The sequence below is a fragment of the Candidatus Poriferisodalis sp. genome (assembly GCF_965198245.1).
Taxonomy (GTDB): domain Bacteria; phylum Actinomycetota; class Acidimicrobiia; order Acidimicrobiales; family Poriferisodalaceae; genus Poriferisodalis.
Map to the genome: position 1 here is coordinate 1,770,207 of NZ_OZ240249.1, position 17,158 is coordinate 1,787,364.

Genomic DNA, 17,158 nt, shown 5'->3' on the forward strand with positions numbered 1-17,158 from the left:
GTTCTACCAGTCGTCTGGGCCGAGAATCCACGGTGCGGGGGCGAGCGTGCGCGGCTGGGCAGCCAAGTCGACGGTGGGGTCAATGATGCGCTGGGCAGGCCGACCGTTCATGGACACCCAGGCATTGGCCCGGACTTCGACATTCTCGACACCGACGTGCCGGTAGTGGTCCTCGATGAGGTGGGCAGTGGCAACGATCAGGTCAGGGTGACCACCGGCGCGCTCGGTTTGCCAATCCTCGAGCACAAGGTCTGGGCCGACCATCCAGCGATGGCCCGTCTCTGGGTCCGTCACCTCGAACTCCAGATGGGCGGCCTTGTCGGTGAGCATCACGCGCCAAGCCCCCCAGTAGCCCTCCTCGGTCCAGCGCACGTCGCCGGGGTAGGCCAAGTGGCGCAGCGGAAGCACCAGCTGAATGACAGCCAACGCCATGAGTGCGCCGACGGTCCAGCGGGAGAGCGTCGGCGCCAACCGCTGGCCCGGAACGTCGCCACCCGGTGCCTGCTGCCACCCACCCAAGAACAGGCGCTGGCGGCGTCGCCCAATCTGTCGAGGCCAGTCGGGCTCGAAGAAGATCAGAGCTGCCGCGGCCATGACCAGGGGGAACACGCCGATGGCGAACAGCGCCCCGGTCGCGAAATGGAAGACCACGGCGACCGTGTATGCCCACGGGCGGCTGCGCCGCCACAGCAACCAGCCCACGATGGTGCAGTCGAATGCCGCAGCTCCCCAGCTCGCGACGACCGCGACCCATTCCTGGCCCAGCAGCGGTCCGACGAGCCAGGTATCGGCGCGGTCGGCTAGCCACAGCCGCAGCGGCAGGCCATGGCCGAGCCAGTCCGCATTGAGCTTGGCGAGGCCCGCGAACACATACACGACGCCTACTTGTGCTCGCAGCGCCCACACCACGACGGCGGGCAGCAGCGCACAGGACTGGACTCGACCAGTGCGGGCATCGAGCGACCAGTGGTGATGGGCCGGCAGCATTGCCAGCACGAGCGCGCACAGCGTGACGAACCAGTAGTGATTCAAGTAGAGCGTCGCTTCGATCAGCTCGAGATAGGTGAAACTCGCCAGGAACACCCAACACGCGATGCGGTAGCGCCATCCCAGCGCCATCGCCACCCCGGCTGCGCCCACGAGTCCCGCGACCACGTGAAGCCACGGCGCTGACAGCGGCTGTACCCAGCCGAAGCCCGGGTAGGTCAGGTGGGCGCGGGGTGTCAGGTAGAGCTGTTCGACCCAGCCATTCGCCAGGAAGCGCAATGCTGCGAGTGCAGCGATGGCACCGAAGGCGATCCGGAAGACGGCTACGGAGTCGGCGCAGACTGCGCGGCGTGCTGCCGCCGTGATGGCCTGGACGCGGCGAGACCCCGGCGACCTGCGTGCGAGATGCGTGTCGTCAGGCAGAGCTGTCGCCGTCGGCATCGCTGAAGCCGATCGTCACGCCGAGCTGCGCGACAACCTCGGTCGAGATGGTGATCTGCAGCGCCTTGAGCGCCGCACGCGCCCTTGACACCGTGGCCGAATCGTTCACGACGGCATCCCGCAAGGGCCCCTCGACTTGCTCAAGCGTCGTCTGCGCGTCGTGGAATTGGTCGGTCAGACGCGAGACGAGATCGTCGTCGAGAAGCAAGCGAAAGCCGCTGGATTCGTCGAAATCGAAGATCATCCCGGCCTCGGTAGCGATCGAGATCGCGTGATCGGTGCCCAGCAGGACCGCACGCAAGCCGTCGAGGTGGGCGCCCATGTCGGCCGCGCCGAGACCCAATGGCCCCTCGACGACAGCATCGAGCCTGGTCTCAGCCGAGGTCTCCCCGAGCGCACGCCCAAGTTCCATGTCGGTCATGGCCTCCAGCAGGAAAATGGCTTCATTGACGAGTCGGTCAACACCCATCTCTGCGTCGGGAGCGATGAGCTTGAACAGCGGTTCGTCGCCGTCGACGATGAGCCACGCGTCGCCCAAGATCAGCTCAGATTCCTCCAGCATCACCTCCCCGACGCTGCTGAGGTACTCGCATCGACGCTGTGCAGTTCCAGCGGACGGGGGTGGGGGCTGCTCATCGGCAAGATGCAGCGCGAGCAGGTGCTCCGCCGCGCCAAGGCCGCGCTGGTCAGCACCAGAGCGCTTTCCAATGCGCTCAGGGGTCAGGTCCTTCGACTCGTCCAGCAGCAGCGACGTGATGTCGTCGGTCGAGATCGGCCAGTCGATGACCGCCCAGGAACGGCGCTCGGTCACCGAGTCGATCTGCATCGCCGCCGTGTACGACCACGTATGCCGCATCGCCACGATTGCGTCTGTCGCGGCGCCGGCGATATTCCCGTCCAGGTGCTTGGGTGTTGCGCAGAGTTCATCGATGCTGTCCACCAGAATCTGGGCCTGGGCGTTGAGCCGGAGTTGGTTGGCAAAGGCCTCGGCGGCGGCCGCGTTGACGGCTGCCTCTCGCGGGGTTGCGCCGCTGGAGCAGCCGGCAACGACCAGCGCGCACGCCGCCAAGATGCGAAACGCCGGTCGTCGCCGCTGAGAGGTTGAGCCGGCAGGCGAAGCCGTGTCCCGAACGGCCAGTGAGCCCGTGTCGAATGAGGACTGGGCATAAGAGCGGGAAGCAACAGGAGGCGCGACGAAAGGGCTTGCGAACTCGCGCCTCGGATTGGTGTGCTTCATCATCACTGCGCCTCCAAGAACGCGACAAGTCTCTGGCGCACTTCTGCCGGTGAGAGACGGAACGCCTCGCGCGCCGCTTCGGCCTCGCCGCCGTGCCAGAGAATGGCTTCCTCCAGCGTGCGAGCCCGTCCATCGTGCAATAGGAAGCGCTCGCCGTTCACGGCCTCGATGAGCCCGATGCCCCACAGCGGCGGGGTCCGCCACTCGGACCCGCTCGCCTCGAAATTGCCTTGGCCGTCGGCAAGCCCTTCGCCCATCTCGTGCAGCAGCAGGTCGGTGTAGGGGTGGATGACCTGATCGGCCAGCGTGGCGATGTTCGAAGGGCCGGTGCGGTGTCGCCGCGTGTGGCACGAGGCACAACCGAGATCATCGAAGGCCTCGCTGCCGGCTCGTACGTCGGGATCCTCGATGTCTCGCATGGCTGGCACCGACAGTGTCCGGGCGTACAGCACCACGGGCAACAGCCGGTTAGCGGGAATCTCGGGCGAGCCGCCGTTCTGCGCCGCCGCGCAGGCAGTCTGCGCGCCCGGACAGTTCTCGTTCGGTTGCGCATCGGACGTGATGCCGATGTCGCCGATGAATGCTCCAGTGACCTGCGCACCGATGCTCGCGACGTTGGCCTTCCAGCCGAATCGCCCGATCACGCGCTGTTCGGAGGCTGCGTCCCATACCCAATTCGGTCGTCCTGAAATGCCGTCGCCGTCGGCGTCGTCGGGATCAGCGTTAGCGAGCAGCGATGCCTCAGGGATCGCTTCGAGCAGACCCATGCCGATGATCTGGGGCGCGAGCCGGGGCCCGATCGTGACGCGCTGGTGCAGCGCGCCGAACGCCAAGTTCTCGATCGAGTACTCCGGCGCACGCAATTCGTACGGTGTGCCGTCGCCGTAAGTGCCTTCGATGAGGCGGTACGTGACGCTGAGCGCACCTTCGGGTTCCACGCCGAGAATTGCCCGGTCCTGCAGTTGGCTGCCGTAGGTCGGGTCCGCAAGCTGTGCACCGGTCACGGGATCGCGTTCGGGCAACGACAGCCTGACCAGCAGCCCGAGTCGGGATACCTCGGGCAGGACACCGTCCACAGTCGGCAACGCCGGCTTGCCCCGCCCGTCACGGATATGGCACGACGAGCAGGCCTGAGCATTGAACGTCGGCCCGAGCCCGTCGCGAGCATCGGTGGACGCCGGGGCAATCACCCAGTTCTGGGTGAAGAAGCTGTCGCCGACTTCGAATGCCCGACGTTCGGCGTTGGTCAGCTGTGGAGCTGGCAGGCCGAAGGAGTTCTGGGACGCATCAAGGCGCGTCGTGGCCCCTCCAAGGTGCGAATCCAAGGAGGGGCCACTGCCGCACGCCGCCACCAGCAGTGCAGCCGCCGCAGCTGCTTGCCGGTGGACCGGGAGAGTCCGCAGCTTCCTGCTGAGACGAACGGCTCTAGCTGACGTTGATCGCGACACCAATGGCTTCGGCTCCGACCACGATCGTGTCGGTCTGGTCTTCGAGCAATTCGATGGCAGCGAGCACCGAGCGCCTGCCTGGGTCATCGTCGGAGACGTCCTCGGTGAGGTGCCGGTCGAACGGTGCGGGAATCGCAGCGGTGGCCACCAAGCTCGCCGCGATCTTGGCGCGGAGCTGGTCCGCCAGGTCGGCGTCAGCCTCGGCGATCACGTCGAGAATGCTGGTGCCGCTCAGACCCAGCGGGTAGTCGGCGGTCAGCACCATTGCAATGCCCTTGGCGTTGCCGACGATGTCGGCGGTCGTGTTGTCGGAGAAGCACGAGTGCTCGTCTTCCTGCGAGCGTGCCTCGTAGGCGACGTTCATCCGCTCGCCTGCCAGCTCGCCCCGCGACAGCTCGCCGACGCCGGTGATGGCCAGCCGTAGTGCCTCCGGGGCATCGAGTGCCTCGAACTCCGAGCGGTAGTTGCTGCTATCTGGCGACCAAGCTGCGACCAACTCCTCAAGATGTTGCACCAGCAGGTCGCTGGACACGGCGAGATAGGCGGCCCTGCGGTCGGCGTTGTCAGCAGTCGTGTAGTCGCTGAGCGGGCGTGCGCCTGGGCCGTCGCCGGAGAGGTCCTGGCCCCACAGGAGGAACTCGACTGCGTGCCAGCCCGTCGAGACATTGGCCTCGCCGCCCATCTCGTTGAGTTCCACCAGTAGATCGGCGTCGATGGTCGGATAGGTGGCTGGATCGTTCACGATGCCCGCAGTGGGAGTGCCCTCGACGTAGTCGATGTAGGCCTCGTCGAGAGGCCACGCATTGATGAGACCCTCGGTGCCGGTCTCGGCGTCATCGATGGGGCCGCCATAGAAGCGGAAGGCCTCGGTGGGGCCGTAGTCGTCCCGAGCGATGAGCCAAGCACGTTTCGCCGCCTCGAGCGTCGACGGGGTCGGGTTGGCCAGGAACGTGTCGATGGCAGCATCCATGGCCCGAGCAGACGTCAGGCTCGCCGAGTACGCCGCGTGGACGCCAGCCGCGTAGGTCTCGACGGCATCTTCCATCGTCGCGTCCGAGGGGCCGCTGCTGCCGCACGACGCCGCCAGCAGTGCCGCCACAGCGACGACGGCTGCGAGCCATGCACCCCTGCGGGAGCGACTGTCGCGATGCTTGGTTCGAGATTTGGTCCGAGGATTGAGCATGGCAGGCAGTTAAGCATTCTTAACACAAATTGTCAACCCATTAGTATATAAATCTGCAAGCAAGGTTTACTTGTGCCGCCTGCAGGGGTTGCCGTGAGACTTCAAGGCACCTGTGAGCGGAGCATCTAGCGTTTCGGCCGGAGTCTGGACAGCAAGCCCGAGCGAGGACGGAGCGTCGCCATGGGGAAGCCTCGACAGTTCATGCCGATGCACCGGCCGTCGCGGGCGCTGGCGCTGCTCCTTGCAGTTCTCCTGCTGGCAGCTGCGTGCGCTGGCAACGATTCCGACGTCGACGGCTTCGACGGAACCGTCCGCCTGGGCGCTGCGCTCAGTGAGACGGGCAGGTTCGCCATGGAAGGCGAGGACTCGCGCCAGGGCTATGACACCTGGGTTCGCTGGGTCAACGAGGAATACGGGGGCATCCGCATCGGCGACGGTCGTTACCGGGCGGAGATCGTCTACGAAGACGACGAGTCCGACGCCGACACGGCCGCCGAACTCGTGCAGCAGCTCATAGACGACGAGATCGATTTTCTGCTCGGCCCGTACTCCAGCGGCCTGACCGGCCCAGCGAGCGCTGTGGCCGAGGCCAACGACGTCATCATGGTGGAGGGCAACGGCGCCTCGGACACGCTCTTCGACCGGGGCTTCCGCAACCTGTTCCTCGTTGCCACCATTGCCACCGATTACACGCGGTCGGGCATCGAGGCGCTCGCCGCCCAAGGCGCACAAACCGCAGTCATCGCCCACGTGGACACGCCGTTCGCTACCTCGGTCGCCGGCGGCGCACGCCGCCACCTCGAAGCAAACGGCATTCAGGTGCTAGCGGTGGAGGCATATCCCGAAGGCGTTGAGGACGTCTCGGATCTCATGGCGAAGCTCGATGGGCTCGACCCTGACGTGTTCATCGGGGGCGGCCACTACAGCGACGCAGTGCTGTTCCTGCAATCAGCGCAGGAACTCGGCATCCGCTTAGATGCGATGCTCATCACCGTCGGGCCCTCTAACCCACAACTGGTCGACGACCTCGGCGCCAGCGTCCACGGCGTGCTCGGACCGACGCAGTGGGAGCCCGCAATGGCCTACGAAGGTTCGTACTTCGGAAGCGCTGCGGACTATGCGGACTACTACGAGAGTCTCTGGGGCGAGCGGCCCGTCTACCAGGCCGCCAGCTCGACTGCGGCCGCCCTTGCGCTCCACCTCGCAATTGAGGCGGCGGACAGCCTCGACGCCGATGAAGTACGCGAGGCCCTTCGAGAACTCGACGTCGAGACGTTCTACGGGCCGATTCGCTTCGACGAGCGAGGCGTCAACGTCGCGAAGCCAATGGGCACCGTCCAGGTGCAGGACGGTCAGATCGTCGTCGTTGCACCCGACGCTGCGGCCATGGGGAAGCTGGTCTACCCGGCGCGTTAGCGGAGCGACACGGTGCTCGCCGCCAGCTAGCGACCCATCGTGAAGAACTCGTCGTTGGGTCGCATGGACGTCAGGTGCGCCATGCGGTTCGACAGTGCGAACAGCCCAGTGATCGCGCCGATGTCCCAGATGTCGTCGTCGCTGAAGCCATGTGCCCGCAGCTCTTCGTGATCGGCGGTCGACGCCGACGCCGGTTCACGGCACATCTTCAAGGCGAAGTCGATCATTGCCCGTTGCCGGTCGGTGACGTCGGCCTTGGCGGGGTCCACCGCGAGCTGATCGGCCAGGAACGGATCCTTCGCACGGATTCGCAGGATCGCGCCGTGCGCCACGACGCAGTACACGCAGTCGTTGGCGCCGCTGGTGGCCACCACGATCATCTCCCGCTCCGCCTTGCTGAGCCCGCTGGGGCCCTCCATCAACGCGTCGTGGTACGCCATGAACGCCCGCATCTCGTCTGGCCGGTGCGCCAGGGCGAGGAACACGTTGGGCACAAATCCGGTCTTGGACTGGATCAGCTCGATGCGCTCGCGCAGGTCGTCGGGCATGTCCGCAATGTCGGGCACGGGGAACGTCGAGATGGCTGGCTCGGTCATGCCCGCAGCCTAGGGAGCGATCCAGCAACGGTTCCGTTGAGGGCTCCAGCGGTTGCGGTCGTCGAACAGAGCCGGTCGGAGCCGGTGTAGCCGCTCATTGTTGACAACAGTTGTCAACTAGTGGAGACTGGCGATGTGAGCCGGAACACGATGAGTTTTGCACTTCCCGAGTCGATGCGGAGCTACATCGACGAGCGCGTTCGAGGCGGAGACTACGGCAATACCAGTGAGTATCTGCGCGAACTCATCCGGCGTGATCAGCAAGACGAGGCGGCGCGTCGCTTCCGCCTGTTGATTGCTGACGGGCTCGAGTCGGGTGAGGGCCGTCCGTTGACGTCCGAGGTCGTCGATGATCTTCGCGCCCGGGCACTCGGCCGAGCAGAGTGAGCGAAGTCCGACTGCGCCCGCTGGCCGAGGCTGACTTGGTTGAGCGGAGCGAGTACTACCGGTCCGAGGGCGGTGATGAACTCGGCCGTCGGTTCTTTGACGCGGCGATCGAGTCGTTGCGAGATATCGAGCGCATGCCTGGAGCTGGCTCGCTGCGGATCGGGGAGATGTGCGGCGTAGATGGCCTGCGGTCCCGCCGGCTGACCGGGTTTCCGTGCGGCTGGTTCTACTTGGAGCGGGATGACCATGCCGATGTGGTCCGCCTGCTTGCCTACGCCCAGGATCTCGCGACGATCTTGGGTGACCTGCGCCAAGACTGGTGAGGCAAGAGTCCTCGCTGCACGACATCTCCTATCGGCGCAGCCGCTCAGAGCGGCGGCGGGCGGGCGGGCCTCCTACATTCAGGGAGCCGATGAGAGGACTGCCTTCCGATGCACCTGCCACGACCCACCTCCCCGCGCCTCGAGCCGATCCCCAAAGTCGCCGAGCGAGCTCGCGAGGTCATGGAGTCTTCGTTCGCCAACGCCGTCAATGTCATCGCGACCATTGCTCACAGCCGGCCCATCTCCAAGGCGTTCGGCGAATTCGCGCAGACCATCCTGTTCAAGGGCGACCTGTCCCGGCGCGACGTCGAGATAGCCGTGCTGCGCATGGGCTGGAACTGCCAGTCCGTGTACGAGTTTGGCCAGCACACGTTGATCGCCCGGGCTGAGGTCATGACCGAAGAGGAGATCTACCTCGTCACCCGGCCGATCGCCGAGGGCAACTGGACGCCAGCTGAAGCCGCTGTCTTGCAAGTGGTGGACGACCTGTACTCCGACGACTGCGTCTCCGACGCCACCTGGGCCGAGGCCAAGGCGCACTTCAGCGAAGCCGAGATGGTGCATCTCATCGCTGCGGCGGGCTGCTACCGCATGGTGAGCGGCCTGCTCAACAGCACTGGCGTGCAGCGCGACGAAGGCGTCCCCGACTGGCCCACCGCCTCGACGCCCACATTAGGCGGGAGTGCGATAAGCAAACCCGCGTGCGAACCATGAGACGTCTCGCGGCTATTACCGCCGCGCTGCTTGCGTTGAGCGTCGGCGCTGCGGCGATTGCGCCAGTCGCAGCTGCTGCTTCCGACGCCGAACTCGCGGACGTCACGCTGACCCGCTACGGGGGCGCCGACCGGTACGCCACATCGCTGCTCGTCGTCGAGGCCGTCGCCGCCGATGCCGGCGGCTCTCTGGAGACCGTGGTCATGGTCTCGGGCGTCAGCTGGCACGAGGCAGTCGTGGCGGCGTCGGTCGCTGGCCGGCTTGACGCACCGGTGCTGATGACACCGCCCACTGAGCTTCGAGCTGACGCGCTGGAATTCCTGCAGCGCGTCGAGGCCTCCGATGCACTGCTGGTGAGCGCGGGAGCCGACGCCGAGACGCGATCTATCTCATCGACCGTCGCATCTGCGCTCGAATCGGCCGGGCTCGATGTCGAGTGGGTCGGCGGCGCCGATCAGTACGAGACCGGAGTCGCGGTGGCGCGCCGCGCCGGCACCGTCGGCACGCTCGGCGATTTCGGATCGACGGCCATCGTCGCGAGCGGTGAAGTGTTCGCAGATGCGCTCGTCGCTGGTCCGCTGTCGGCCCGGGGCCGCCACCCGGTGCTGTTGAGCCCGAAGACACATCTCGACTCGGGCGTCGAGTCGTACCTGAGCGACGCAGGCATTCGCCACATTGTGCTGATGGGCGGGACTGGCGCGCTGTCGCCACCGGTCGAGGACTCCATCCGTGATCTGGGAATCACTGTGAGTCGGATTGCAGGAGCCACCCGGTACGACACGGCTATCAAGATGGCAAGTCTCATAGCCGAGCACTCGGGTGGCTCTTGCTTTGGGGGCTCCGCTGTCGGCCTGGCTCGTGCCCGAGTGCCCTTCGACTCATTCAGCGCGGCGCCGTTGCTGGCTCGGCAGTGTGCACCCCTTGTGCTGGCTGACCCCGGTGATATCCCGTCAGAGACGGCAGCGTTCCTCGACGCGGCGCGACAAGCAAACAAACGTCGATGAACTGCAGCTGACCATCTTCGGTGGCGACGCCGCCGTCTCCCAGGCGGCCGTCGACACATACCTCACGGGCGGGACCACCGAGGACACAGAAGCGACTGACGAGGAGGCCTTCCGGCCGACCGTCCTTCCAGCAGGTACCTGCGGCGGCTCGGGCAGTGGTGAGGACATCCGATTCGCTGGTCCCAGCCCGGGCCTCTTCGCGCCGGCGTGGTCACCGGACTGTGAGTACATCGCGTTCGCAGAAAGGGGTGCGCTGCAGATATCACGACCCGATGGCAGCCACAAGCGTCAAGTTCTGAAATTGTCGGGCGTTGGTGTTGATGCCGGTGAACCGGCGTGGTCTCCCGACGGTACGAAGATCGCGTATGTACGACGGGACAGCGCGGTGTCGCCGCGGACCTCGCGCATTTTCGTAGTGAACGCCGATGGCACCGGCAACAGGCAATTGTCGCGAGGCGAGGGGACCGACGATTCCCCGTCGTGGTCACCCGATGGAAGCCGCATAGTTTTCAGCCGCGAGGTCTTGGTCAGTAGCCCGGAGGATTCTGTCGTTCGCGGTTCTCGCTCAATCGTCACGGTGGACGCAGAAACCGGTGGGGATCTCCAGGTCGTGGCGGGCCGGCTGAATAACTGGTTCGACGCGCCGCGCTGGTCTCCCGATGGCCGTCGTTTCGCTTTCGTGAACTTTGGCCGACTGGGCGTGATGGACGCCGACGGCTCCAATGTCCGCTTTTTGAGGGGCGGGGTGCGACGTGACGGCCTGTCATGGTCGCCTGACGGCAGCCGGATTGCGTACGCGAGTGGTGATCATCACGAGTCGGACATCTACATTTTGGAGGTCGATGAAGCCCGCTCGTTCCAAGTGACGAATGCGGCGGGGCCGGAATCTCGACCTGCGTGGTCGCCTGACGGCGAGCGCATCGCATACGTCAAGAACCGACGTGAGGGCAATCGCGTTTTGGATTTCGAGATCTGGATCGCTGATGCCAGCGGCACGAGTGTCGGCGATACCGCGGAGAGCGAGTGCATGCCGCTCGGCCTCATCGATGAGGTGACCGCTGGGTTCCCCCTGCCGACCTGGGCTCCAGATGCGATCGGATCGCTGCAAGTAGCGGTTGTCTTCGCCGATTTTCCCGATGCCCAAGCCACCTACAGCACGCAAGAGGAAGCTGATGCTGGTTTGCCGCTCATGACGCGCTTTCTCGAAGAGGTCAGTTACGGCCGCCTCGACGTCACCACAACAGTGCGACACGGTTGGCTGCGAATGACTGGTGACTACAGCGACTACTTCAGCGAACGGACGACGAACGAGCAGGTTGCTCCACCCGACGCAGAGGCTCGGAGTTTGCCCCTCGAGATCCTGGCTGCTGCGGACCCCTCGTTCGATTTTGCTGGCTCAGACATCGTCCTCTTCGTGCTCCCGAGTAGCCATTTCGGCGGCGGTCAGGCAGGAGGCGACGTCAGTGCTGATGGCAGCCTCATGCAGATCACGTTCGCGAACACCATGACGCTGCCTCAACAGACGAGTGCCCGCAACTGGGGCTTGATCGCCGCACACGAGGTCGCTCACGCCCTCGGTCTGACGGATTTGTACCCATACAGCGATGACCATGTGCGCACCCCATGAATCACACCGAGTCTTGTAGAGGCTCGGGTTGTTGAGTCACGGCCGGGGTGGCTGTGACGGTTTGACGGTAGTAGGCGGTTTCGTGGTCGGCGGGTGTGGTGTAGTTGCCGCTGCCGGTGAGCAGGGCGCTGTGGCTTCGTCGGTGGTTGTACCAGTCGACGTATTCGAGGGTGGCGAACTCGACATCGCGCAGTCCTTGCCACGGTCCTCGTGAGTAGATCAGCTCCCATTTGAACAGGCCGTTGAACGACTCGATCATGGCGTTGTCGTAGCTGTCCCCTTTGGTGCCGACCGACGCGACGATGTCGTTGTCCGCGAGGCGCTGGCTGTAGCGAATGGAAAGATATTGCGATCCGCGGTCGCTGTGATGAGTGACCGTGTCGATGCCGTGGCCGTCGCGGCGTCGCCCCGAGATGGCCATCTCCAGGGCGTCGAGCGCCAGCTCGGTGCGCATCGACCGCGAGGCCTGCCAGCCCAGGACCCGGCGCGAATAGGCGTCGATCACGAACGACACGTACACCCAGCCGCTGCGGGTGCGCACATAGGTGAGATCGGCGAGCCACAGCCGGTTCGGGGCCGGCACTGTGAAATCCCGGTTCACCAGGTCCGCGGGCCCGCAGGCGTCGGGGTCGCTGGTGGTGGTGCGCACCGTACGCCCCCGGCGGGTCCCTTCGAGGCTCAGCTGGCGCATCAGCCGCTCCACAGTGCAGCGAGCCACCGTGATGCCCTCGACGCGGTTGAGGTGATCCCACACCTTGGCCGCCCCGTACGCGTCGTAATTGTCCCGGTGCACACGAGCGATCTGCTCGCACAACCAGGCGTCGCGCTGCGCCCGAGCCGACGGCGGCCGGCACCTGGCTGCGTAATAGGTGGACGGGGCGATCCCGACGCCGTGCTCGCACAGCACAGCGCAGATCGGCTCGACCCCGAACCGGCCTCGATGGGCGTCGACGAACGCCACTATCGCTTCGACTGGCGGTCGAGCTCCGCCCCGAAGAAAGCCGACGCCGCCTTCAATATCTCGTTCGCTCGGCGCAGCTCACGGTTCTCGCCTTCGAGCTCTTTGATCCGAGCCCGCTCCGCTGAGGTCACCCCGGCCCGGGTCCCGCCGTCGATCTCAGCGCGGCGCACCCACAGCCGCACCGTCTCCGGGGTCGGGCCCAGCTTGTCGGCGACCGAGCAGATCGCCTCCCACTGCGACCCATAGCAGCGCTCGTTGTCGAGCACCATTCTCACCGCACGCTCACGCAGCTCGGCTGGATATCTCCCATTTCCTGGCATCGCTCCATCCTCTCAAGGAACAGAGCCTCCACCAAACCCGGTGTGATTCACCACGCACGGATGGCAAGTTCTGGGTGCGCACGGTTTTTGGCCGTATGAGACTTGAGTCGTACTTCCCGGCGTCGCCCGGCGATTCTCGCCTTGAGGAAGTTCGACGACACGTCGATGGCCACACGCAAACGGACACTGCGCGGCACGTGACGTTCGACGAGATGTTGGCCTGGAGTCGGTGGCAGCTGGGATGGCTGGATGACGACCAAGTGCGCTGCGTCACTGAATCCGTTGCGACAGTTGAGCTGGAGCCAGTTGCAGCCCCCCGAGGTGGGACCGTCATGGCTGTCGTTCCCTTGGCCCCGAATCAGGTACTCGTGATGGAGAGTCGACGACGGCTCGGGTTTGACAATGCCCGCCCGTACACCGATTCAGTCGGTACCCGTGTCACGCCACCGGGCCTGCCTGTGGAGGGTGTGCTCGTGTACACCGTTGACGCCTCGTTGGGGGCCGGCGATCTGCCGCTCAAGATTGCGGGCGACAGCGGGGACGGCACGGTCGAGGACTTCCCGCTGTTGGAAGCTGGAGATTCGGTGACGGTTCGCGGGTACACCGTCTCGGTCACTGCGGACTCGGGGCGGACCCACACCGTCACGATCACCAAGACCAACTGAACGGCGCAGCACGGGGTGAGAGCCGCGTCTCAGGCCGTCGTCGGAACCTCGTTGAGCAAGCCGGTCTCGACGTCGTAGATGAAGCCGCGTACGGCCGTGTCGTGCTCTATGAATGGCGAGGCTCGCAGCGTTGCGATAGACGCTCCAACGTCGTTGTCGGGGTCAGCGAATGAGCCGATCGGCCACTCGAGCCGCTCGCCGAAGCGTTCTTCCATCTCCTTGCTGAATGCTGCCTCATCGAGGCCGCACATGCCGCAGCCCGAGTGATGCACCACCAGGATTTCCCGGGTTCCGAGCAACTGCTGGGAGATGCACAGCGAGCGGATCACGTCGTCGGTGACGACGCCTCCCGCGTTTCGCACGATGTGCGCTTCGCCGACGCTCAGCCCCAGCGCCGCCAAGGGATCGATGCGAGCATCCATGCAGGTGACGATCGCCACGTGCCGGCTGGGTGCGCGTGCCATCCCAGGCGTCTTGACGATGTCGGCCACACGCCGATTGCGTTCGACCAAGTCGTCGGCCGTCGAGTGGAAGTCCGACACCCTCGGCTCGTCGTGTGCTTCCCGCTGATTCATCCGATGTCCTCGTCATGGCTATCGACGCGTGGAATATCAAACCTGCAGCGCTGTGCTGACCAACTCAGCAGCCGTTGTGATCCGGCAGACCAGTAGTACGCCCCCTGGGACTTGAACCCAGAACCTGCGGATTAAGAGTCCGTTGCTCTGCCAAATTGAGCTAGAGGCGCGAGATGCCCCGCAAGGCTAACGACACCCTCTGAGCGACGGTGCGGCGGATCGAGGGGAATCGAACCCCCGGCCTCCAGTGCCACAAACTGGCGCTCTAACCGACTGAGCTACGACCCGCACGGGGTGGTCAAGGATGCCACGGGCGGCACTGCCTCGCTACCGGATTTCACGGCGACTCGTCGGTGAGTTCTGACAGGCGCGAGCCCGACGGCGTACCGTAGGAGCGTGAGCGCACAGACCGTCGCGGCTCGGAAGCCGCCAGTCGAGTACATCCCTCGGATCACGGCCCAGTACATCGGGCTGGGATACGGCGAGTACCGCTGGCTTCACAGCGAGACACCGCCGCCATGGACACCGCTGACCAAGCCGATCTCGGAATGCCGCCTGGGCCTTATTGCGACGGGTGGCGTCTATGCAGTCGGCCAGACGGCGTTCCACTTTCGCGACGATACGACGTACCGGGCAATTCCGACCGACATCGACCCCGCTCAGCTGCGCGCCACGCATTTCGCCTACGACTTGACCGATGCCCGCTCGGACATCAATTGCGTGTTCCCGATCGAGGGCCTGCGTGCCTTGCGAGACAGCGGCGAGATCGGCGAGCTGGGTCCGAACGCCTACACCCTCATGGGCGGCATCTACAGCACCCGCCGGGTCCGCACCGAGCTGATCCCTGAACTGGCGAAGCGCTGCGTGGCCGACGAGCTGGACGCTGTGCTGCTCGTTCCGGTCTGACCGGTCTGCCATCAGACCGTGGGTCTGATCGCACGGGCCATCGAAGCCGAGGGGATCCCGACGCTGTCGGTGACGAGCGCACGTGACATCACCAGGGCGGTCTGGCCGCCTCGCGCCGCCTACCTGGACTACCCGCTCGGCCACACGTCTGGCCGGCCCCACGAGCCGCAGCTCAACCTGCAGATCCTTCGGGACGCGTTCGCTGCCTTCGAGAACCTGCGCGTGCCGGGGTCGATGGCGCACCTGCGCTACCGCTGGTCGGAGTCCGACCGTTGGAAGGACAAGGTGTTCGCGCCCTCCGGAAAGGCTGCTGATCGGCCTGAGTCCGCTGTGCCGACGGGCGGTGAGCCCGCATCTGCGACCTACGACGACGATCGGATCCAGCGTCACCCGACGCCCCAGTACCAAACCGAAGAGGACGCAGAAGCCGCCCGCGCCAGCCATGACGGCGAAGAGTGCCTCGTCTGCGCGGGCATCGACTACTGACCCGCCTGTGAGCGAACAGCCCGAGCGCCGCGTCTCCGTGGGCGCCAAGTCGCCTGGATCCGGCGGCGACTATGACCCTGAAGCCATTCCCGTGCGCGATGCGGCCACCGTGATGATCCTGTCCGGCGGCGACGATCCCCACGTGCTCATGCTGAAGCGCAACTCCCGGTCGATCTTCGTGGGCGATATGTGGGTGTATCCCGGGGGCGCGGTCGATCCCGACGACGCCACTCAGCGCGCCGATGAGACGGTGGCGGGCCTCACTGACGCCGATGCCTCGTACAGCATTGGCATCGAACGCGGCGGCATTGCCTTCTGGGTGGCGGCACTGCGGGAGACCTTCGAGGAGGCCGGTCTCTTGCTGGCGCACCACGACCACCCGGTGGGCGTCGAAGACCCCAGGGATCTGCCCTCGGGCATCATCGACCTCTCACCTGCTGATGTCGCTGAGCGGTTCTCGCAGTACCGCGACGAGGTCAATGCCGGCGAGCGCGACTTCATCGAGACCGTGCGCAGCGAAGACCTGCTGCTCGATGGCAACAACGTCTATTTCATCGGGCGCTGGGTGACGCCTCTGGGCTCGCCGCGCCGCTACGACACACGGTTCTTCTTGACCGCGATGCCAGATGGGCAGGTGCCGCTGGCCGACAACGACGAAGCCGTTGAGCACCAGTGGGTGCGCCCCGCCGACGCCATCAGGCGCAACGAGATCGGCGACATGGTGATGATGACGCCCACCATCGGCATGCTGCACCGCTTCGCCCGCTTCGGCACCGTCGCTGACGCGGTGGCTGCAGCCGGAAGAGGCACCCCTGCCGACGATGAGCACGTGCGGATTCGCTACGACAACGAAGGCCCGCACCGGATCGCCTTCCCCGACGACCCGGACTACAAGGTTGCCGACGGCCGCACCGAGACCGGCATCCTGCGCTGGCCGCTGCGGTAGCCCGCATCCAGCACCGCCGACGCGGTTGCCGGTGCAGCCGAGCGAGCCGTGGAGCCGTGCGAGTTCGGTGGCAGGATGGCGCTGGGCCCCCGTGGCGCAACTGGACAGCGCAGCGGGCTTCTATCCCGCCGGTTGCAGGTTCGAGTCCTGCCGGGGGCGCGTCACCTGACCCACTGTGCAATATCCAAATGGGCGATGGTGTCACCGTCGAACACAGGTAGGTTCACCGGATGCCGCACGGCTCAGTTCCTGGCACAGCTGCTGCTTCGACACCCAGCATCGCTGGTGAGACTCCGTCGATCGCCGCCGCCAACGGTGCCGTCACCAATCAGCCGACCGACACCGACCGCATCGAGCGAGCGGTCAGGGAGATCCTGATTGCCATCGGCGAAGATCCCGACCGCGAGGGGCTACGCAAAACGCCCAAGCGCGTCGCCCGCATGTACGCGGAAGTGTTCGCTGGCCTGCGGGAAGACCCCGAGCATCACCTCAAGGTGCAGTTCGAGACCGGCCATGACGAGATGGTCATGGTGCGTGACATCCCCTTCTATTCGATGTGCGAGCACCACCTCATGCCGTTCGTCGGCCGGGCGCATGTGGCGTACATCCCAGGCGAGCGGGGCATAATCACGGGGCTGTCGAAGCTGGCACGCCTCGTGGAGGCCTACGCCCGCCGGCCACAGGTGCAAGAACGACTCACGACCCAGGTCGCCGACAAGCTGATGGAGGTGCTTGAGCCACGAGGCACTCTCGTGGTGGTCGAGGCCGAGCACCAGTGCATGTCGATGCGGGGAGTGCAGAAGCCCGGATCGCTCACCATCACCTCAGCCGTGCGGGGCCAATTCCGCAACACCGCAACCCGTGCGGAGGCGATGCACCTCATCGGCATCGGCCGCTAGCGCATCGGTCGGTGCACACCGGGCTCTGTAGCGCGAT

At 65.6% G+C, this 17,158-nt stretch carries 18 protein-coding genes, 3 tRNA genes and 1 other annotated feature; of the genes, 12 read left to right on the forward strand and 9 right to left on the reverse strand.

What is annotated here, in order from left to right; all coding sequences use genetic code 11:
• Positions 1–3: 3 nt before the first annotated feature.
• The 4 genes from ACOCMM_RS08115 to ACOCMM_RS08130 all read right to left on the reverse strand — a co-directional run bounded on the left by ACOCMM_RS08115 (position 4) and on the right by ACOCMM_RS08130 (position 5,212).
• Positions 4–1,428 carry an HTTM domain-containing protein gene (locus tag ACOCMM_RS08115; protein WP_419552670.1) on the reverse strand — a complete coding sequence of 475 codons (1,425 nt, stop codon included), beginning with the start codon at positions 1,426–1,428 and terminating at the stop codon, positions 4–6.
• On the reverse strand, positions 1,403–2,668 hold the full coding sequence (locus ACOCMM_RS08120) for an imelysin family protein (RefSeq protein WP_419552671.1): 1,266 nt from the start codon (positions 2,666–2,668) through the stop codon (positions 1,403–1,405). Before ACOCMM_RS08120 ends, ACOCMM_RS08115 begins: the two co-directional genes overlap by 26 nt.
• Positions 2,668–3,990 (reverse strand): di-heme oxidoredictase family protein, encoded by a 1,323-nt coding sequence (locus ACOCMM_RS08125; protein ID WP_419552672.1) that lies wholly within the window; start codon positions 3,988–3,990, stop codon positions 2,668–2,670. The genes ACOCMM_RS08120 and ACOCMM_RS08125 overlap by 1 nt, the downstream gene beginning before the upstream one ends.
• A 100-nt stretch (positions 3,991–4,090) precedes the next feature.
• On the reverse strand, positions 4,091–5,212 hold the full coding sequence (locus ACOCMM_RS08130) for an imelysin family protein (RefSeq protein ID WP_419552673.1): 1,122 nt from the start codon (positions 5,210–5,212) through the stop codon (positions 4,091–4,093).
• Positions 5,213–5,476: 264 nt separating this feature from the next.
• On the opposite strand from ACOCMM_RS08130, the gene ACOCMM_RS08135 reads away from it, so the two are divergent.
• Complete coding sequence (locus ACOCMM_RS08135) at positions 5,477–6,712, forward strand: amino acid ABC transporter substrate-binding protein (protein WP_419552674.1); 1,236 nt, start codon at positions 5,477–5,479, stop codon at positions 6,710–6,712.
• Positions 6,713–6,738: 26 nt separating this feature from the next.
• Here the strand turns inward: ACOCMM_RS08135 and ACOCMM_RS08140 are convergent, their stop codons facing one another.
• Entirely contained in the window at positions 6,739–7,308 is a 570-nt protein-coding gene (locus tag ACOCMM_RS08140) for a peroxidase-related enzyme (RefSeq protein WP_419552675.1), read from the reverse strand.
• A 150-nt stretch (positions 7,309–7,458) separates the two neighbouring features.
• On the opposite strand from ACOCMM_RS08140, the gene ACOCMM_RS08145 reads away from it, so the two are divergent.
• The 5 genes from ACOCMM_RS08145 (at position 7,459) to ACOCMM_RS08165 (ending at position 11,363) form a co-directional block, all read left to right on the forward strand.
• Complete coding sequence (locus ACOCMM_RS08145) at positions 7,459–7,695, forward strand: type II toxin-antitoxin system ParD family antitoxin (protein ID WP_419552676.1); 237 nt, start codon at positions 7,459–7,461, stop codon at positions 7,693–7,695.
• Positions 7,692–8,018: a type II toxin-antitoxin system RelE/ParE family toxin gene (locus ACOCMM_RS08150; protein WP_419552677.1), complete on the forward strand. Its 327-nt coding sequence runs from the start codon at positions 7,692–7,694 to the stop codon at positions 8,016–8,018. The genes ACOCMM_RS08145 and ACOCMM_RS08150 overlap by 4 nt, the downstream gene beginning before the upstream one ends.
• Before the next feature lie 108 nt (positions 8,019–8,126).
• Complete coding sequence (locus ACOCMM_RS08155) at positions 8,127–8,732, forward strand: carboxymuconolactone decarboxylase family protein (protein ID WP_419552678.1); 606 nt, start codon at positions 8,127–8,129, stop codon at positions 8,730–8,732.
• Complete coding sequence (locus tag ACOCMM_RS08160; RefSeq protein ID WP_419552679.1) at positions 8,729–9,736, forward strand: cell wall-binding repeat-containing protein; 1,008 nt, start codon at positions 8,729–8,731, stop codon at positions 9,734–9,736. The genes ACOCMM_RS08155 and ACOCMM_RS08160 overlap by 4 nt, the downstream gene beginning before the upstream one ends.
• A 577-nt stretch (positions 9,737–10,313) precedes the next feature.
• The gene (locus ACOCMM_RS08165) at positions 10,314–11,363 is read left to right on the forward strand and encodes a hypothetical protein (protein WP_419552680.1); all 1,050 of its coding nucleotides are present in this window, start codon (positions 10,314–10,316) and stop codon (positions 11,361–11,363) included.
• Position 11,364: 1 nt separating this feature from the next.
• Here ACOCMM_RS08165 and ACOCMM_RS08170 read toward each other — a convergent pair.
• A protein-coding gene (locus ACOCMM_RS08170) for an IS3 family transposase (protein WP_419551710.1) occupies positions 11,365–12,644 on the reverse strand; the annotation gives its coding sequence in 2 pieces (ribosomal slippage) (positions 11,365–12,365 and positions 12,365–12,644; 1,281 coding nt in all).
• Positions 12,238–12,366, reverse strand: a sequence feature (AL1L pseudoknot). (Overlaps the previous gene by 129 nt.)
• A gap of 332 nt (positions 12,645–12,976) precedes the next feature.
• Here ACOCMM_RS08170 and ACOCMM_RS08175 point away from each other — a divergent pair.
• Positions 12,977–13,309 (forward strand): hypothetical protein, encoded by a 333-nt coding sequence (locus ACOCMM_RS08175; protein ID WP_419552681.1) that lies wholly within the window; start codon positions 12,977–12,979, stop codon positions 13,307–13,309.
• A 29-nt stretch (positions 13,310–13,338) separates the two neighbouring features.
• On the opposite strand, the gene ACOCMM_RS08180 is transcribed toward ACOCMM_RS08175, so the two are convergent.
• The 3 genes from ACOCMM_RS08180 to ACOCMM_RS08190 form a co-directional block, all read right to left on the reverse strand.
• Positions 13,339–13,884, reverse strand: a complete 546-nt coding sequence (locus ACOCMM_RS08180) for a beta-class carbonic anhydrase (protein ID WP_419552682.1) — start codon at positions 13,882–13,884, stop codon at positions 13,339–13,341.
• A 96-nt stretch (positions 13,885–13,980) separates the two neighbouring features.
• Positions 13,981–14,054 (reverse strand) — tRNA-Lys (locus ACOCMM_RS08185).
• A gap of 43 nt (positions 14,055–14,097) precedes the next feature.
• Positions 14,098–14,173: transfer RNA gene (locus ACOCMM_RS08190), tRNA-His, on the reverse strand.
• A 107-nt stretch (positions 14,174–14,280) separates the two neighbouring features.
• Between ACOCMM_RS08190 and ACOCMM_RS08195 the strand changes: the two genes are divergently transcribed.
• The 5 genes from ACOCMM_RS08195 to folE all read left to right on the forward strand — a co-directional run bounded on the left by ACOCMM_RS08195 (position 14,281) and on the right by folE (position 17,121).
• Entirely contained in the window at positions 14,281–14,790 is a 510-nt protein-coding gene (locus ACOCMM_RS08195; protein WP_419552683.1) for a glycine/sarcosine/betaine reductase selenoprotein B family protein, read from the forward strand.
• Positions 14,791–14,808: 18 nt separating this feature from the next.
• The gene (locus ACOCMM_RS08200) at positions 14,809–15,276 is read left to right on the forward strand and encodes a hypothetical protein (protein ID WP_419552684.1); all 468 of its coding nucleotides are present in this window, start codon (positions 14,809–14,811) and stop codon (positions 15,274–15,276) included.
• 7 nt (positions 15,277–15,283) lie between these two features.
• Positions 15,284–16,222 (forward strand): NUDIX hydrolase, encoded by a 939-nt coding sequence (locus ACOCMM_RS08205; protein ID WP_419552685.1) that lies wholly within the window; start codon positions 15,284–15,286, stop codon positions 16,220–16,222.
• A gap of 85 nt (positions 16,223–16,307) precedes the next feature.
• Positions 16,308–16,381 (forward strand) — tRNA-Arg (locus tag ACOCMM_RS08210).
• Between the two features lie 71 nt (positions 16,382–16,452).
• The gene (gene folE, locus ACOCMM_RS08215) at positions 16,453–17,121 is read left to right on the forward strand and encodes a GTP cyclohydrolase I FolE (RefSeq protein WP_419552686.1); all 669 of its coding nucleotides are present in this window, start codon (positions 16,453–16,455) and stop codon (positions 17,119–17,121) included.
• Positions 17,122–17,158: the final 37 nt, after the last annotated feature.

What these genes read in the sequence shown, in the direction of transcription:
- ACOCMM_RS08135 (WP_419552674.1), top strand. Translation starts at nt 5,477, where the DNA reads ATGGGGAAGCCTCGACAGTTCATGCCGATGCACCGGCCGTCGCGGGCG.
- ACOCMM_RS08145 (WP_419552676.1), top strand. Translation starts at nt 7,459, where the DNA reads ATGAGTTTTGCACTTCCCGAGTCGATGCGGAGCTACATCGACGAGCGC.
- folE (WP_419552686.1), top strand. Translation starts at nt 16,453, where the DNA reads ATGCCGCACGGCTCAGTTCCTGGCACAGCTGCTGCTTCGACACCCAGC.
- ACOCMM_RS08115 (WP_419552670.1), bottom strand. Translation starts at nt 1,428, where the DNA reads ATGCCGACGGCGACAGCTCTGCCTGACGACACGCATCTCGCACGCAGG.
- ACOCMM_RS08120 (WP_419552671.1), bottom strand. Translation starts at nt 2,668, where the DNA reads ATGATGAAGCACACCAATCCGAGGCGCGAGTTCGCAAGCCCTTTCGTC.
- ACOCMM_RS08155 (WP_419552678.1), top strand. Translation starts at nt 8,127, where the DNA reads ATGCACCTGCCACGACCCACCTCCCCGCGCCTCGAGCCGATCCCCAAA.
- ACOCMM_RS08140 (WP_419552675.1), bottom strand. Translation starts at nt 7,308, where the DNA reads ATGACCGAGCCAGCCATCTCGACGTTCCCCGTGCCCGACATTGCGGAC.
- ACOCMM_RS08175 (WP_419552681.1), top strand. Translation starts at nt 12,977, where the DNA reads ATGGCTGTCGTTCCCTTGGCCCCGAATCAGGTACTCGTGATGGAGAGT.
- ACOCMM_RS08180 (WP_419552682.1), bottom strand. Translation starts at nt 13,884, where the DNA reads ATGAATCAGCGGGAAGCACACGACGAGCCGAGGGTGTCGGACTTCCAC.
- ACOCMM_RS08160 (WP_419552679.1), top strand. Translation starts at nt 8,729, where the DNA reads ATGAGACGTCTCGCGGCTATTACCGCCGCGCTGCTTGCGTTGAGCGTC.